Below are 16,913 nucleotides of genomic sequence, written 5' to 3' on the forward strand. Positions count from 1 at the left end.
AAGGTCTATCAATTTTTATACAAACTTATAAAAATAAGCTTTATAGATGTTTTATGAACTGAAAGGCTCAAAATATAATGTTTTGGCTAAGAACCCTAAGTCAGCATCTTTGAGCATTAACTCTAGTTGAGATCAAACACTCTCACCAAATAAAAAAGCCAAGGCGATACGCCTTGGCTTTTACATCATAGTAAAATGATTAACTATTCAACTTCACAAATACTAATTGTACCATTGTCTACGTTGTCAGTTAACTCGCCGTTTACAGTAAGAGTAAGAATGCTATCACTAGCTAAAGTAATCTTATTGTTACCTGGGTCGCCAATGGCGCTATCGCCAACACGTGCCCAAGCTTGGTAGTCAACGTTCATAACGAGGTTCTCTACGCGAGCGCCATCTGAATAAGCAATCATCTGAGGATCCCAGTTATCACTATCGGCAGCAAGTTTAAACTCATAGCTGCCCGCACCTAAAGATACTTGATAAGTATTATCACCTTTGTAGCTTAGCGCGTAACTTGCATTCCAAGCCCAGTCAGAATGACTACCACGCACCGCTAGTTGACTTGCTAAAGGTCCAGCATCAGCACTGTCCTCTAACAAACCACAGCCCGCTACTTCTTCAGCTGTTACCACTAAAGTAGGAGCATCAACAGTCGAGAAGTCAGTGACAAATTTCACAACTGATTTAGTATCAATCGCGAAGCTTAAATCACCAGCGTTATATTCAAGCGCTTTTGCTGTGCCTAATACAAGCTCACCTTCAGTAGCACCGTAGTTAACATCTCCCCAATCAGCATCAGCCACCTTGAAGCCGTAACTACCTGCATCTAACGTAGTTGTATACTCATACATACCATCTTTAGTGAATTCCAATTCATAAACAGCACCCCATTCGCCGCCTAGGCCACGAACAAATACTTGGGTATCACCTAGAGGTGGGATTGCACTTAAGTCTTTGTTAGACGTATCTACCGGAAGACCGGTGCCACGAGCACCATCCCTTGGCTGAACAAATACTGCTGTAGTACGAGCTGGGACAGTAAAGGTTGCATTAGTAAAGCTAGCACCTTGAACTACCGCATCAGCTGAAGCTTGTTGTACTTCATGCAACTCAAAGCCAGCAGTTCCAGCAATCGGGAAAGCTTGCTCTTCATCAGTGGCGTTTAGTACTACAACGATTGCGTCATTGTTTGCGTCTAAATCGGCGCCGGCACCAGTACCGTTATCGATAGACATTACAATTAAGCCCTGTATTTGGTCTTCACCAACGTTACGGAAGTCAACACGTGCTTGTACTTCTTCAGCAGTGGTTAAACGGAACAAGTCACTGCTCGAACGCATGGTTAACAACTCTAAGAACTGATCTTTAGCAAGCTCAATATCTGCAACCGCAGGCTCAGCAGTTTCGTCAGCAATAATAGTTTTAATTAGATCCCAGTTACCGCCATCTTTATCTTCACGCGGTAGACCAACGTTCCAGTTATTGTCTGAACCGTCGAATCTTACCCGGTTGAACCAATCGCCAGAATCGTAACTATCACGTTGCATAGATTTTGAGCGAAGTAACTCAGAACCCATGTGAATGAATGGAATACCTTGGCCTAGCATAACAGTAGACAAACTCACTACTTGCATACGTGAGCGATCTGCAGCACTTGTACCCGTTGACGCTTTATAAGCGTTGTTATCCCATAAAGTTTGGTTATCGTGCTTAGACACATAAGAGATATTCTCTGATGGGTTTAAGGTGTAACCTGCTTTCGCACCATTATAGTTAACATCTTGGCCACGTTTGGTATTGCCTTGGGAATCAAGAATTACAAACTTCTGCAAGTTACCCGCCATACCAACACGAATTAAATCTTGGTTATGAAGGGCTTCAGTGCGGAATGTTTCTGAATCAGTGTTTAACTCGTTAAGCGTATCTGCATTACCAAAACCTTGAGTTTTACGAATACCTTCTCCGCTATCGAATGGGCTACCACCGCGAACAGCATCACGCAAGCGGTCTGAGAAGGTACCAATTTCTGTACCCGCCATGTTCCACTGTGTTGCTTGCTCGAAACGCGCGTTGTTGGCTACTTCACCAAAGTCCCAACCTTCTCCGTAGAACAAAGTATCTTCGTCAACGGCGCGAACAGCAACTAATGAATCAACCATTAAGTCTTTTGGCTGGTGACCCATTAAGTCGAAACGGAAACCATCAACATTATATTCCTTAGCCCAGGTAACCAATGAATCGGTCATCAGTTTACCCATCATAAGGTTTTCTGTTGCGGTATTATCACAACAGGTTGAGGTTTCTACACCACCAGTATTGGCATCACGACGGTGGTAGTATCCAGGGACGATTTTATCTAAAACAGACTTATCGTTAACACCTGAAGCATTGGTATGGTTGTATACAACATCCATAACCAATTTAAGTCCCATGTCGTGGGTTGCTTTAACCATTTGACGGAATTCTAAGATACGCGTGGTACCCTCAGCGTCAGTAGCATAGCTGCCTTCTGGCACAGTGTAATGGAATGGGTCGTAACCCCAGTTAAAGCTATCTAAACCGCGCAGATCATTCATTAATGACTGAGCATCACCTGTAGTTGGGTCGAAGCTTGCTAATTTAGCTTCAATAGTACCCGAAGCGTCTGCACAGTAACCATCAGTTTTCTCAATTTCAGTACAAAGATCTGCTAGCGGAGCATCGATATCAATAGCGTTTTCTTCATCTACCGTTGCAATATCAAAAGCAGGAAGAATGTGTAATGTAGTTAAACCAGCATCTTTTAACTCTTGCAGATGAGTAACCGACTCACGCTCAGGCTCTGTTAACGCAAGGTATTTACCGCTATTTGCAGCAGTACCTTGAGTATCGCTAACACTGAAATCACGTAGATGTGATTCGTATAGTACGTGGTCTACATCTTCAGCCATTTCAGGACGAGTGTAGCTGTCCCAATCAGCAGGCTTAAGCTCATCGGCATCTAAGTCAACAACTAAAGAGTAAAGAGAGTTCGTTGAAAGCGCTAAAGAGTATGGGTCAGTAACCATACGCGTTTCAACAGTTTCTGTAGTTGGGTGGTAAACAGTCACTTCGTAGCGGTAGTATTTACCTACTGCACCAGCTTGATCTGCTGACCAAACACCGTTTGCAGCCTCACTCATTATTATGGCTTCGCCAGCTGATGTCATATCATCATTGTAAAGATAAAGCTTTACACTCTGTGCAGTAGGTGCCCAAACTTTAAAGCTAACATCATCGCCGCTAACAATAGCACCTAGCTCTTCAGCTAGTGCACCACCTTCACCTTCCACGAATACTTTATCGATTACACCTGGTTTTTGAACTTGAGTAGCCGCAGTTGCAACGCCTTCAGCGTCCATGGCAACCACAACAATTTGGCTCTTAAGAATTGCTTTTAACGTTGCATCATCAACATCGATTTCAGCTGCGCTTAAACCAGATAAGTGAGGGAAACGTGCTTTGGCTTCATCGGTCAATGTACCAGCATCAAGTGCTATAGCAGTACCACCAGTAACTTCTTTAGTATCTGGATCCATAGCAATGCCATTTTCAGGATCGTAACGAAGTTCTAGCTGAGTAGCATTACCTGCAGCTTCCCAAGCGATTGTTATGGCATCAACCCAGTGGGCTTTTGCGCCATCGATAGCAACTGGACGCTCTGCAATTGGCGCATAAAACAATTCGCTGCTGCCATGGAAACCAAATATACCCTTGTCAGCTTCAAGTTTAGTCAGTTCAACTTTTGAGTTTGCGCTACCAAATGCCTTGTCGTCACCTTTGTGCAAAATAAAGTTCATACACTCATGCGGGTCAGAAGCATCAGGGTTAACGGTTAATACGTAGTAAGCGCCGTAAGTTTCGCTGATACCAGTCGCGGGATGAGGAGCACCCCAATCAGTGCCACCATCGGCAATGCCCATGGCTTCTAGGTCAGTACTTGTACAGCCTTCACCATTCCAAAGGTGTAAACCCCAGCCTTCATAAGCAGACTCATCTACACGCTCGTGCGCTTCATCTCGCTTGTAATAGATAACAACTTCGTTTTCACCTGCAGTGTACAGTCCATCAATGACGTTGCCACCGCCACCGTTATTATCATCGTCGCTACCACAAGCAGCCAGCAAAGCTGTCGCTACAATAGGCATGGTAAGCTTGGCTAGCTTATTGATTTTTATATCCATGTCAGCCTTTCCTTTCCTTTTACTGAACCGATATTCAGCAAATTACTGTTTTTATGTTTGGGTTTTAATTACTCTCGCCTTCCGTTGGACGAGATGCACATAAGGTAGGATTTCGCGACAAAAAGGACTGTGACGACAACGTTACTTTGAGTAACACAATATTACATTAGTGTGTTTTTTATAGGCTTTGTGAGACTGCTCAAAGAACATAATTCTTGAAAACGATTTCAAAGAAAACCTTGATAACGTTTTCAAGATCTTTTTCAGGATAAAGTACTGCCATTAAATTTAGGGAATAAAAAAACGCCGCTTAGCGACGTTCACTATTAAAGATAAATAAAGCTTATTTATTAATCATTCAAATCGAGCACATCTCGCATGTTGAATAAACCTTTTGGCTTGTCTTGTAACCAAGATGCTGCACGTACTGCGCCATTAGCAAAGGTCATTCTACTCGAGGCTTTATGCGTGATCTCTACGCGTTCACCAATATCAGCAAACATAGCGGTATGCTCACCCACTAAGTCACCGGCGCGAATAGTAGCAAAGCCAATGGTATCTCGATCGCGCTCGCCAGTAATGCCTTCGCGGCCATATACAGCTACTTTTTTAAGATCACGCCCCAGTGTATCGGCAATCGCCTCTCCCATGCCTAACGCTGTGCCAGATGGAGCGTCCACTTTATGGCGATGGTGGCCTTCAATAATCTCGATGTCAGTGTAGTCGCCCATCACTTTAGCGGCGACTTCTAAAAGCTTAAATACTAGGTTAACACCAACACTCATGTTAGGCGCAAACATAATAGCTATATCTTCGGCTGCATCTTTTAACTGCTGTTTTTGTTCATCACTAAAACCGGTTGTGCCAATAACCATCTTCTTGTTGTTGGCGCGTGCCCACTCAACATGAGCCAAAGTAACAACAGGTGCAGTAAAATCAATGATTACATCGATATCATCCTTTGCTTGCTCAATGTTATCTACAATGGCGATATCTAATTTGCCTAAACCAGCTAGCTCACCAGCATCAACACCGATTAAGCTTGAACCAGGGCGTTCTGTTGCCGCACCTAAGGTTGTGGCCGAACTTTGATCTACTGCTTCGAGTAAATTCTTACCCATTCTTCCGTTACAACCAACAATTGCCACTCTAACTTGCGACATGTTTATTCTCCTTTGAAACTGGCCACACCCGTCTTAATTTGTGGCTCGACTATAACAAAGCAAGCTATATAAAACGAGGTTTAGCCTAAATATGAATCTAAAGTGCTTAAAAACCTATTTAACCTGAACTCGGGATAAGAAAGTGACGAGAACTCTACAACCCTGTACTTAATCTAGCTTCATGTTTCTGGCGAGATAGTTTTGCTTAGTTCTAGGCGAAGCTGCGCGCCAATAGCTGGTCTATTGCAAGTGGTTTCAACACCGAAATAAGTAAAAATAGCCCTTAGAAACCGGTTTATTATCCTAAGCTCAGGTTACTTATTCCATTGAGAAGCACGCGCACTAAAAAGGCCACTAACTTTAAGTAGTGGCCTTTCTTGTTAAGAAAAATCTGAGTAACAGCGGTTTAAACAGTAATATTTAAGCGGCTTCACCTGATTTAACCAACTTCGGTTTGGCTTTCTCTGTAGCTTGTGCCGGGTTACGCTGACGCTCATAAAGGAATTTAAGCACTTGCGAGCGATAATGGTTATACTCTTGATCATCAGCGAGAGCAACTCGATCACGCGGTCGCTCAAGTTTAACATCAAGCACTTCGCCGATGGTTGCCGCTGGTCCGTTAGTCATCATCACAATTTTATCTGACAACAATACCGCTTCATCTACATCGTGAGTAATCATAATTACCGTGTTGTTTAACTCTTGCTGGATTTCCATTAAAGAATCCTGCAAGTGAGCACGAGTTAGCGCATCTAGTGCGCCAAACGGTTCATCCATTAACAGTACTTTTGGTTGCATGGCTAATGCGCGAGCAATACCAACACGCTGCTTCATACCACCCGAAATCTCATCAGGTCGTTTATGCAGGGCATGGCTCATATGAACGAGCTCTAAATTGTGCTCAATCCAGTCTTTCATTTCGGCCTTAGATTTTTGTCCCTTAAACACTTCTTTTACTGCTAATTCAACGTTTTGGTAAGCAGTAAGCCAAGGCAGTAATGAGTGGTTCTGAAACACTACTGCACGGTCTGGACCAGGCTGAAATACCTCTTTACCTTCTAATACCACGCCACCTTCTGTTGCGTTATATAAACCCGCCACAATGTTTAACACTGTAGATTTACCGCAACCTGAATGGCCAATTAAGGATACGAACTCACCCTTCGCAATTTTTAAGTCCACCCCATTTAACGCTCGGAAAGGACCATTTTTAGTTGGAAAATCAATGCTAACGTGATCGATTTCTAAATACTGAGACATAATGTTTTCCTTATCCTATCGAGCGCTTTCTGGGCTTGAATGAGAGATGATTTTTTGTAGGCTTACCATTAACCAATCAAGTACATAACCAATTAAACCAATCACTACTACTGCCACCATGATACGGCCTAGTGAGTTAGAACTACCGTTTTGGAATTCATCCCACACAAATTTACCTAGACCAGGGTTTTGCGCGAGCATTTCAGCTGCAATAAGTACCATCCAACCGATACCGAGTGAAATACGCAAGCCGGTGAATATCATTGGCAGAGAAGCTGGAATGGCGATTTTGGTCACTTGCTTAGACCAATGTAACTGAATCACTCGTCCAACGTTTAACCAGTCTTTATCAATAGATGCAACGCCAGTTGCGGTGTTAATTAGTGTTGGCCATAGCGAACATAAGGTTACTGTAATGGCCGAAGTCACGAATGACTTAGAAAACATTGGGTCACTGCTTACATAAACCGCACTCACCACCATGGTAACTATTGGTAACCACGCTAATGGCGAAACCGGTTTGAGAATCTGGATAATCGGGCTAACTGCGCCATAAAGTTTTTTATTCAAACCACAGGCAACCCCAATTGGGATAGCGATTAAACTGGCTAGTATAAAGCCGGTAAACACTGTATATAAACTGGTAAGTATCTGGTCAAAGAAGGTTTCTTTGCCGGTGTAAGGTCGTATTTTTACTTTTGCATCAGGATTTTTAGCCAGTTTCTTCGCATTGCGAGCCTCTTGGCGTTCATAGAAGGCCTCTTCTTTCGCACGCTCCTCTTTATGCTCAACCACTAAGCCTTGATATTGCTCCCAAACTTGGGCTGGGCCAGGCAAGGTACCTAGGCTAGTTTGTACTTTTGCCGCTGATACACTCCACAACAACAAGAACAAAGCAATGGCCAAAATAGGCAGCCCTATTCGTTCAAATATTTCGGTGCATTGCTGCTTTGGGTTTTCACCGCTGGCCAAGCGAACCACTGGTACCATAGGGCTTAATCCTACAGTTTCTAAAGAGTGAATTAACTTGTCTTTCATCTCTACAACTCCTTTTGCAAATCTCGATGCCGGGCCCTTAAGCCCGGCTGCTCTCAATAACGATTCGGCTTAGATCTTGTCGTCTTTTTTCAGGCCAATCGAAAACTTATCAAGATACGCATTGGGTTTTGAACCATCGTAAACAATGTTATCAATGAAGTGTTTTTGTGGCGGTTTAAAGCCACTCTCGGTAGCAAAATCAGGAAACTCGCTAGCATCAATCACACCATCAGCAATTAGCTCTTTAGCAGCAATTGCGTAAATGTCTGGGCGATATACTTTCTTAGCAATATCCATGTACCAAGAGTCTGGTTTGTTGTCAGAAATTTGTCCCCAACGACGCATCTGCGTTAGGTACCAAATTGCATCACTGTAGTAAGGGTAAGTCGCGTTGTAACGGAAGAACACGTTAAAGTCTGGCACTTCGCGCTTATCGCCTTTTTCGTATTCAAAGGTACCTGTCATACTGTTGGCAATTACGTCGTAATCGGCACCAACATATTGGCTTTTTGAAAGGATCTTAACGGCTTCTGGGCGGTTTTTGTTGTTCTCTTCATCCAACCACTTGGCTGCACGAATCATCGCTTTCACTACGCGAATGTGAGTATTTGGATATTCATCAGCCCAACCTTTACTTACACCAAATACTTTCTCTGGGTTGTTTTTCCAAATCTCATAGTCGGTAACAACTGGAACACCAATGCCTTTAAATACGGCTTGTTGGTTCCAAGGTTCACCCACACAGTAACCGTAGATAGTGCCTGCTTCCATGGTTGATGGCATTTGCGGAGGTGGCGTTACAGACAACAGCGCATCAGCATCAATTTTGCCTGAGGTATCGCCTTTGTGCGGCGCGTAGTAACCAGGGTGAATACCACCAGCAGCTAGCCAGTAACGTAACTCGTAGTTATGCGTAGACACTGGGAAAACCATGCCCATGTTAAATGGCTTACCTTGGTCGATGTAACTATCAACTACCGGCTTAAGCGCGTCGGCTTTAATTGGATGAACAGGTTTGCCATCTTTATGTGGCACGTGCGGCTTCATCTGCGCCCAAATGTCGTTTGATACGGTAATAGCGTTACCGTTTAAGTCCATGCTAAACGCAGTGATAATGTCGGCCTTAGTACCAAAGCCAATGGTTGCCCCTAGAGGTTGTCCAGCCAACATGTGAGCGCCATCTAGCTCACCGGTAATTACGCGGTCCAACAATACTTTCCAGTTAGCTTGTGCTTCTAACTGAACATACAATCCTTCGTCTTCGAAGTAGCCTTTTTCATACGCCACTGCAAGTGGAGCCATGTCGGTAAGTTTAATAAAACCAAACTTAAGATCTTCCTTCTCTGGCTCTCCCACTTCTGCGTGGCTGAAGCCAATAAAACTGGCTGATACCACTGCAGCGGCGATGGTCGTCTTAATGATTTTTTGTAAGCTTAATGGTGCTGATTTCTGCATTCCCTGCTCCTAATACCCATTTGGAAGTAACTAATTTGTGATAACACTTAGGGAGTAGCTAAGGATGTGCCAAGATCTAGATCACATTTTTTTAACACCAAAAATCATTAACTTACAAACACTATTACCCCTAAAGGAGTATTCGTGTTTTTTCATAAAATTCACTAACTTAGAACAGGCACGCACAATATTGGCGCATAAAAAAACCGGCTTAAAGCCGGCTTCTTTTAATTGAGTTTTCTATTAACCAAGAATAGCTAGTAACTCAACTTCAAATACTAGGGCTGCAAAAGGTGGAATTGCTGCACCCGCACCTTGAGAGCCATAAGCAAGCTCTTGAGGAATGTATAGCTTCCATTTATCACCCACTTTCATGCGTTGTAGCGCTTCAGTCCAGCCTTTAATTACGCCATTTACTGGGAATTCTGCAGGTTGACCACGCTGTACAGAGCTATCGAATACTTCACCAGAAATTAAGGTACCTTCATAGTGAACTTGCACTTTGCTGCTAGCACTTGGCGATTCGCCTTCACCTTCAACTAATACTTCGTATTGAAGACCAGATTCAGTTTTATTGATTTCTGGGCGTTTGCCGTTATCAGCTAAGAAGTTTTCGCCTTCAGCCATAGCTTCTTTATGTTGCTCAGCTTTTTTTGCTTCAATTTCTTTAGTAATTTCTTGGAAAGCCGCACTAATAACTGCTTCATCAAGCTGTGGTTGCGCGCCTTGCATTACGTCACGAATACCGTCAAGCATTGCATTCACTTCTAAGCCGTCGAATGCTGCACGCTCAATTTGCTCACCAATTTGAAGGCCGTAGCCGTAACTTGCTTGCGCTGCTGCGCCTTGATATTTATCGCTCATTTGAACTCTTAATTCTGATCGTTAAAAAGAGCCAAAAGATTACCACAAAGTCACTAGAAAAACCGTTGGTCTGCGGCTAAATGCGCCTTTTTTTGAACAAAGTAACTACTGGCAAATTCTACTTGGCGTTGCTCACCAGTAAATTTAAAGCCCATATGGCGATAAAAGCCCTCTGCAAGCGGGTTATCTTGCATCACCCAGCAGAACACATCCTTCTGCGCAGCGCTCTGACAAGCTTGTTCCAATAGAGCTCTACCCCAGCCTTGGCCAATGACATCTGGCTGTAAATACAGTGCCGCTAATTCAATCTCTGGCGTTTGCTTTTCCAGCATTAAAAAACCCTGTATGCCAGTCGTGTTTAATACCCAAATTTGATTTTCTTCACTGCTAAGACGTTGCTGCCACAGTTGCTGATGCAGTTCAAATGGTAGGGCTTGGAACATATCGGAAATGAGTTGCTGAGAGTAGACATGCTGCCAGCTTCGTCGCTGAACCCGGCAGATGTCTTCGGCATCACTAAGGCTAGCTAGTTTTATCGTCATCTGACCCTTTAGAGGTTTCTTTAGCATCAAAACTCGCGGGTCGAATACACTGCGGTGATTTACCCTGGGCAATGGCTTGCTTTTCTAGTTGAATGGCACGTGGCATCCGCTCTTCTAAATCAGAGATACGCGTTTGATTTGAAGGGTGAGTTGACAAAAACTCCGGCACGGAACCACCACCCGCTTTAGCCATATTTTGCCAAAGAGCAACACTTGCACGAGGATCAAAGCCGGCACTGGCCATTAAGTCTAAGCCCATTAAATCTGCTTCGCTTTCTTGGGTACGACCATAGGGCAATAACACACCGTATTGCACTCCTAAACCAAGTGCAGCCATAGCGGCGCCCTTATGCTTTACATCATCACTTACACCAATCGCCACTGCCGCTACTGCGGTGCCTATTCCGGCAATTTGATTTTGTGATAAGCGCTCGTTGCTATGCTCCGCTAATACGTGTGCTATCTCATGGCCTATAACCGTTGCCAACTGGTCTGGGGTTTCGGCCACCTTGATTAGACCGGTATATACGCCCACATGTGCACCGGGCAAGGCAAACGCGTTTACTTGGTCAGAATCAAATACTACTACTTCCCAGTCTTCATCACCGTAGTGACCAGGGATTTCTGCAGTAACCGCGTTTGAAACACAAGCAACATAATCATTAGTGGCTTTGTCGGTATAAATCTTTTCTTGTTTTTTGATCTCCTCAAAAGACTGAGCGCCTAAGGCACTCATTTTTGAGTCATCATAAAGTAACACCCGTTTGCGCCCAGTAGGAGAAGCAGAGCAGCTAAGCAAAGCTGCAATTGAGCTAACAATAATGACGTTTTTTAAGATCTTATTCATTCATGCATTCCATTTCATTACTGCCTATATCGGCAATCACTCCTTTAATACTAGCGGTAAGCCAGCACTAACAAAAACAACTTTATCGGCTTTTGCTGCTAAGGCTTGGTTTAGTCGCCCAAGTTCATCAGCAAACCTACGCCCCATGGCGTTGTCTGATACCAAGCCCAAACCCACTTCGTTACTCACGATAACTAAATCACTATCCAGTTCATCCAAGCTTGCCAGTAGTGCGGCAGACTGCTGTTGAATATCGAGTAACTGCTGGTCTACAGATTTATTGGTGCATAGCCACCACCCTAACCAAGTAGACATGCATTCTAACAATATTGGCTGCTTTTTAGTGGCGTAACTCAGTACCACTTGGCTTAACACTTCTTTAGAATAATCCAATTCATGAGTCTCAAAAGAAGCTTTACGCAAAGAACGATGATGAGCAATCCGCTGGCTCATTTCTTCATCACTCGCCTTCGCTGTAGCAATATAAACGGGCTTAAGCTCACTGTTACTTTGAAACTGCTGTTCAGCCCAGGCGCTTTTGCCGCTTCTAATGCCACCTAAAACAAGACTTATCATCATGCTACCTAATGAATTTTAACAAAGAATAACATAGTCAACAGGCTGCTTGGAACGTTGGTAATGAGACAATACGAGTGAGCAATAAGCATAAAAAAAGCGGCTAATAGCCGCTTTTCTTTAAGTTTTTTTTAACTGGTTAAGTCATCAAAGAACTTCTTAACACCGTCAAAAAAGCCTTCAGCCTTAGGCTTGTGCTTACTGCTCGCAGAACCACCACAACTTTCTTCAAAGTCTTTAAGTAGCTGTTTTTGCGTTTCGTTTAGCTTAACCGGCGTTTCTACAATTACTTTGCAGATTAAGTCGCCAATTGGGCCACCACGTACCGATTTAACTCCTTTTCCACGCATTCTGAACATACGACCAGTTTGCGTTTCGTTAGGTACTTTTAGATTAACTCGACCATCTAAAGTAGGTACTTCAATCTCGCCACCTAAAGCGGCTAAGGTAAAGCTAATTGGCACTTCGCAGTAAAGGTTGTTTTCTTCACGTTGGAAAATTGGGTGTTCTTTAACATGTACTTGTACATATAAATCACCGGCTGGAGCACCGCTCTCGCCTGCTTCACCTTCACCCGATAAACGAACGCGGTCACCAGTATCAACGCCAGCAGGGATGCTAACTGATAGTGTTTTTGAGCGTTCGTAACGACCTTCGCCATGACACTTATGGCAAGGGTCTGAAATAATTGAGCCTTTACCCTTACAGGTAGGACAGGCTTGCTGAACAGCAAAGAAGCCTTGACGCATCTGTACTTGGCCTTGGCCATGACAGGTACCACAAGTTTTTGGTGTTGAGCCTTTTTTAGCGCCGCTACCATTACACTGCTCACAGTGTACTAAAGTAGGCACGCGGATTTCTTTTTTAACGCCTTTAACCGCTTGCTCTAAGCTCAACTCTAAGTTGTAGCGAAGATCCGAGCCACGTTGAGGCTGACGACGGCCACCGCCGCCACCGCGTCCACCACCAAAAATATCACCAAAGATGTCGCCAAACGCATCGCCAAAGTCGCCATGTCCGCCACCAAAACCACCAGCGCCACGGTTTGGATCAACCCCAGCGTGACCATAGTGATCGTAAGCTTCTTTCTTTTGAGCATCACTCAGTACTTCGTAGGCTTCTTTAACTTCTTTGAATTTCTCCTCAGAAGCTTTATCGCCTTTAGTACGGTCAGGGTGAAACTTCATCGCCAGACGTTTGTAGGCTTTTTTAATTTCTCGCTCGCCGGCATCTTTGCCTAGACCAAGAACTTCGTAATAATCGCGTTTTGACATAATGGGTGTTCTACTTTCTCGCAACTAAACCAGTTGAAAGTAATGGCTTTTGATAGACACACGGGCGTTGTTCACACAACGCCCGTTATTTACTTACTAAAAGTGTTTAGACAAATTATTTTTTGTCGTCTTTCACTTCTTCAAACTCAGCATCAACAACGTCGTCTTGGGCAGGAGCCGCTTGCTCTGCGTCAGCTTCACCAGCATTCGCTTGAGCTTGTTGCTGTGCTACTTCCATTAGTTTTTGAGACGCTTCGATTAAAGCTTGAGTTTTCGCTTCAATTTCTGCTTTATCTTCGCCTTTGCTAGCGGTTTCTAACTCGCTAACTGCAGCTTCGATTTTCTCTTTATCTTCAGCAGGAAGTGCTTCACCAGCTTCATCAATTTGCTTACGAGTACCGTGTACAAGTGCATCAGCTTGGTTACGAGCCTGAACTAATTCTTCAAACTTCTTATCTTCTTCAGCGTTTGCTTCAGCTTCGTTTACCATCTTGTTGATTTCGTCATCCGACAAACCAGATGATGCTTGTATGGTAATTTTCTGCTCTTTACCGGTATCTTTGTCTTTAGCAGACACGTGTAAAATACCGTCAGCATCCAAATCGAAAGTTACTTCAATTTGTGGTACGCCACGCTGTGCAGGACGAATACCTTCTAGGTTGAATTGACCTAAAGATTTGTTGTCTGCAGCACGCTTACGCTCACCTTGAATTACGTGAACGGTTACCGCACTTTGGTTATCGTCGGCAGTTGAGAATACCTGTGAACCCTTAGTTGGGATGGTGGTGTTCTTTTCTACAACGCGAGTCATTACGCCGCCCATTGTCTCAATACCTAGAGATAGTGGGGTAACGTCTAGTAGTAGTACGTCAGTTTTGTCGCCAGACAATACCGCACCTTGAATAGCAGCACCCATAGCAACTGCTTCATCAGGGTTAACGTCTTTACGTGGCTCTTTACCAAAGAACTCGGTTACAGCGCTTTGTACTAGCGGCATACGAGTTTGACCACCAACAAGAATTACATCGTTGATGTCGCTAACTGAAAGGTCAGCGTCTTGCAGTGCAATACGTAATGGCTCTAGTGAACGTTGAACTAATTCTTCAACCAAAGACTCAAGCTTAGCGCGAGTTACTTTGATGTTTAAGTGCTTAGGACCTGAAGCATCAGCTGTGATGTAAGGTAGGTTTACATCTGTTTGTTGCGCTGAAGATAGCTCACACTTAGCTTTTTCTGCCGCTTCTTTTAAGCGCTGCATAGCCAGTGGATCTTGCTTAAGGTCGAAACCTTGGTCTTTCTTAAATTCTTCTACTAAGTAGTTGATTAAGCGGTTATCAAAGTCTTCACCACCTAAGTGAGTATCACCATTGGTTGCTAATACTTCGAAGGTTTTCTCGCCATCAACTTCGTCAATCTCAATGATTGAGATATCGAATGTACCACCACCTAAGTCGTAAACAGCAACTACGTTGTCGCCTTTAGCGTTGTTTACGCCGTAAGCAAATGCCGCAGCAGTAGGCTCGTTGATAATACGTTTAACATCTAGACCAGCAATACGACCAGCATCTTTAGTTGCTTGACGTTGTGAATCGTTGAAGTAAGCAGGAACAGTAATAACTGCTTCAGTTACCGCTTCACCTAGGTAGTCTTCTGCAGTTTTCTTCATTTTTTTCAAAACTTCTGCAGAGATTTGTGGTGGCGCTTTTTTGTCGCCTTTTGCTTCTACCCAAGCATCACCGTTGTCAGCATTAACAATGTTGAAAGGCATGATTTCGATATCACGTTGAACTTCGTCATCGGTAAAACGACGGCCGATTAAACGCTTAATGGCGAATACAGTGTTCTTTGGGTTAGTAACCGCTTGGCGCTTAGCAGGTTGGCCTACTAAGGTTTCGCCGTCGTCGGTAAACGCAATAATTGAAGGCGTTGTGCGATCGCCTTCTGCGTTTTCAATTACTTTAGGGGTGTCGCCGTCTAGTACTGCAACACAAGAGTTAGTGGTTCCTAAATCGATACCAATAATTCTACCCATGATGGTGTTCTCCAAATTCTGGTTGTAACTAATATTTCGTTGTTGAGAACTAAGTGGGGGCGGCAAATTGCTTTTCAAGGGAAAAAATAAAAAAAACTCACTAAAAACCTATTCTCGCAAATTATCCAAGAGAGCTTAGGTATTGAGCAAGCGATCACACATTTAGCTCATAAAACCAACAGAATCACCCACGACAGTGCTAAAAATGGCTATTTTTATAACCTGTGATACTATGCGCGCAACTTTAGGTTATATGCAGAGTTAAATCCTGCATAAAATACAGAGAGAAGGGAAATGAAAAACGATTCAAAACTGAGTCTTACTCATAAAATACTAATAGGTATGATTACCGGTATTGGCTTAGGGGTGTTCTTACAAACCTTTTTTGCTGAGTCTATCTTAGTCAAAGATTACATCGTTGACGGCATCCTCAATATCACTGGCTCGATTTTCGTATCAAGCTTGAAGATGTTAGTGGTTCCATTGGTATTTGTTTCTTTAGTGTGTGGTGTTTCTTCAATGAAAGACACTGCTCGCTTAGGCCGCCTTGGCGGTAAAACAGTACTACTCTATTTGGCCACTACTGCGATAGCCATTTCACTGGCCATGGCAGTTGCACTGCTTATTCGCCCAGGTACTGGCATAGAATTAACTACCGAAGCGGCCTTTGTTGCGAAAGAAGCGCCAAGCATTAGCCAAGTTATCATTGATATGTTCCCCGATAACCCTATTGCCTCGATGGCTCAAGGCAACATGTTGCAAATCATCGTGTTTGCATTGTTATTCGGTATCGCAATTGCCATTTCTGGTGAGCCAGGCAAGCGCATTGGTAAACACTTCGAAGACTTCAATGTAGTAATCATGAAGTTAGTAACCATTTTAATGAACCTAGCTCCATACGGCGTATTTGCGTTACTAGCGAAGTTGTTCTTTGAAATTGGTTTTGACGCGATTGCTAGCTTACTCAGCTACTTCATGGTGGTATTGGTTGTATTACTGCTGCATGCCTTGTTGGTTTACCCTTCACTATTAAAAGTACTGACTGGCTTAAACCCGCTTATTTTCATTAAGAAAATGCGTGAAGCTATCGTATTTGCTTTTAGTACTGCCTCTTCAAATGCAACTATTCCAGTCACTATGGAAACAGCTACTCATAAGCTAGGCGTACGTAACTCAACAGCTTCGTTCACCGTACCTTTAGGCGCTACCATCAACATGGATGGCACCTCAATTATGCAGGGTGTTGCCACTATCTTTATTGCAACGGTGTATGGCATTGACCTAACCGCAGGCAATTTCTTAATGGTTATTGTTACGGCAACGCTTGCGTCAGTCGGTACCGCAGGTGTTCCTGGTGTTGGTTTAATCACCTTAGCAATGGTATTGCAACAAGTTGGTTTGCCGGTAGAAGGTATTGCGCTAATTATTGGTGTAGACCGCTTGTTAGATATGGTGCGCACAGCGGTAAACATTACTGGTGATAGCATGGTGACGGTTGCTGTAGCTAAATCGGAAGGCGATTTAAACGTAGAGACTTACAACAACCCTCAAGCAGGTTTATCTGAAGAAGAAGTACATCTTCCTCACGGTGAATCAGATACCAGCTTGGCTTCGGCCGAAAAAGCCTAGGCTTACAAACACACCAACAAAAAACGCG

Annotated in this window: 12 protein-coding genes; 1 reads left to right on the forward strand and 11 read right to left on the reverse strand. The window is 43.7% G+C overall.

Translation table 11 applies throughout. The annotated features are described in order from the left end of the window. Positions 1 to 203: 203 nt before the first annotated feature. The 11 genes from pulA to dnaK form a co-directional block, all read right to left on the reverse strand. Positions 204 to 4,205: a pullulanase-type alpha-1,6-glucosidase gene (pulA, locus tag OV592_RS15505; protein ID WP_406609190.1), complete on the reverse strand. Its 4,002-nt coding sequence runs from the start codon at positions 4,203 to 4,205 to the stop codon at positions 204 to 206. A 350-nt stretch (positions 4,206 to 4,555) separates the two neighbouring features. Next, the gene (gene dapB, locus OV592_RS15510) at positions 4,556 to 5,368 is read right to left on the reverse strand and encodes a 4-hydroxy-tetrahydrodipicolinate reductase (protein WP_406609191.1); all 813 of its coding nucleotides are present in this window, start codon (positions 5,366 to 5,368) and stop codon (positions 4,556 to 4,558) included. Positions 5,369 to 5,788: 420 nt separating this feature from the next. Then, complete coding sequence (locus tag OV592_RS15515; RefSeq protein ID WP_152779759.1) at positions 5,789 to 6,628, reverse strand: ABC transporter ATP-binding protein; 840 nt, start codon at positions 6,626 to 6,628, stop codon at positions 5,789 to 5,791. A 15-nt stretch (positions 6,629 to 6,643) separates the two neighbouring features. Further along, positions 6,644 to 7,666 (reverse strand): ABC transporter permease, encoded by a 1,023-nt coding sequence (locus tag OV592_RS15520; protein ID WP_016402392.1) that lies wholly within the window; start codon positions 7,664 to 7,666, stop codon positions 6,644 to 6,646. A 69-nt stretch (positions 7,667 to 7,735) separates the two neighbouring features. Next, positions 7,736 to 9,121 carry a CmpA/NrtA family ABC transporter substrate-binding protein gene (locus OV592_RS15525; protein WP_016402393.1) on the reverse strand — a complete coding sequence of 462 codons (1,386 nt, stop codon included), beginning with the start codon at positions 9,119 to 9,121 and terminating at the stop codon, positions 7,736 to 7,738. Between the two features lie 243 nt (positions 9,122 to 9,364). Continuing rightward, positions 9,365 to 9,985: an FKBP-type peptidyl-prolyl cis-trans isomerase gene (locus tag OV592_RS15530; RefSeq protein ID WP_016402394.1), complete on the reverse strand. Its 621-nt coding sequence runs from the start codon at positions 9,983 to 9,985 to the stop codon at positions 9,365 to 9,367. A 53-nt stretch (positions 9,986 to 10,038) separates the two neighbouring features. Continuing rightward, positions 10,039 to 10,527, reverse strand: a complete 489-nt coding sequence (locus tag OV592_RS15535; RefSeq protein WP_406609192.1) for a GNAT family N-acetyltransferase — start codon at positions 10,525 to 10,527, stop codon at positions 10,039 to 10,041. Continuing rightward, positions 10,508 to 11,374, reverse strand: a complete 867-nt coding sequence (locus OV592_RS15540; RefSeq protein ID WP_406609193.1) for a M48 family metallopeptidase — start codon at positions 11,372 to 11,374, stop codon at positions 10,508 to 10,510. Before OV592_RS15540 ends, OV592_RS15535 begins: the two co-directional genes overlap by 20 nt. A gap of 36 nt (positions 11,375 to 11,410) precedes the next feature. Continuing rightward, positions 11,411 to 11,953 (reverse strand): bifunctional adenosylcobinamide kinase/adenosylcobinamide-phosphate guanylyltransferase, encoded by a 543-nt coding sequence (gene cobU / locus OV592_RS15545; RefSeq protein ID WP_406609194.1) that lies wholly within the window; start codon positions 11,951 to 11,953, stop codon positions 11,411 to 11,413. Positions 11,954 to 12,081: 128 nt separating this feature from the next. Further along, positions 12,082 to 13,224: a molecular chaperone DnaJ gene (gene dnaJ, locus OV592_RS15550; RefSeq protein ID WP_016402398.1), complete on the reverse strand. Its 1,143-nt coding sequence runs from the start codon at positions 13,222 to 13,224 to the stop codon at positions 12,082 to 12,084. A gap of 115 nt (positions 13,225 to 13,339) precedes the next feature. Next, the gene (dnaK, locus tag OV592_RS15555) at positions 13,340 to 15,256 is read right to left on the reverse strand and encodes a molecular chaperone DnaK (RefSeq protein WP_406609195.1); all 1,917 of its coding nucleotides are present in this window, start codon (positions 15,254 to 15,256) and stop codon (positions 13,340 to 13,342) included. 294 nt (positions 15,257 to 15,550) lie between these two features. Here dnaK and OV592_RS15560 point away from each other — a divergent pair, with 294 nt between their 5' ends. Further along, on the forward strand, positions 15,551 to 16,885 hold the full coding sequence (locus tag OV592_RS15560; protein WP_040307321.1) for a dicarboxylate/amino acid:cation symporter: 1,335 nt from the start codon (positions 15,551 to 15,553) through the stop codon (positions 16,883 to 16,885). The last annotated feature ends 28 nt before the right edge of the window (positions 16,886 to 16,913 follow it).

Origin of the sequence: Agarivorans sp. JK6 (assembly GCF_045277145.1) — a bacterium.
Classification (GTDB): Bacteria; Pseudomonadota; Gammaproteobacteria; order Enterobacterales; family Celerinatantimonadaceae; genus Agarivorans; species Agarivorans albus.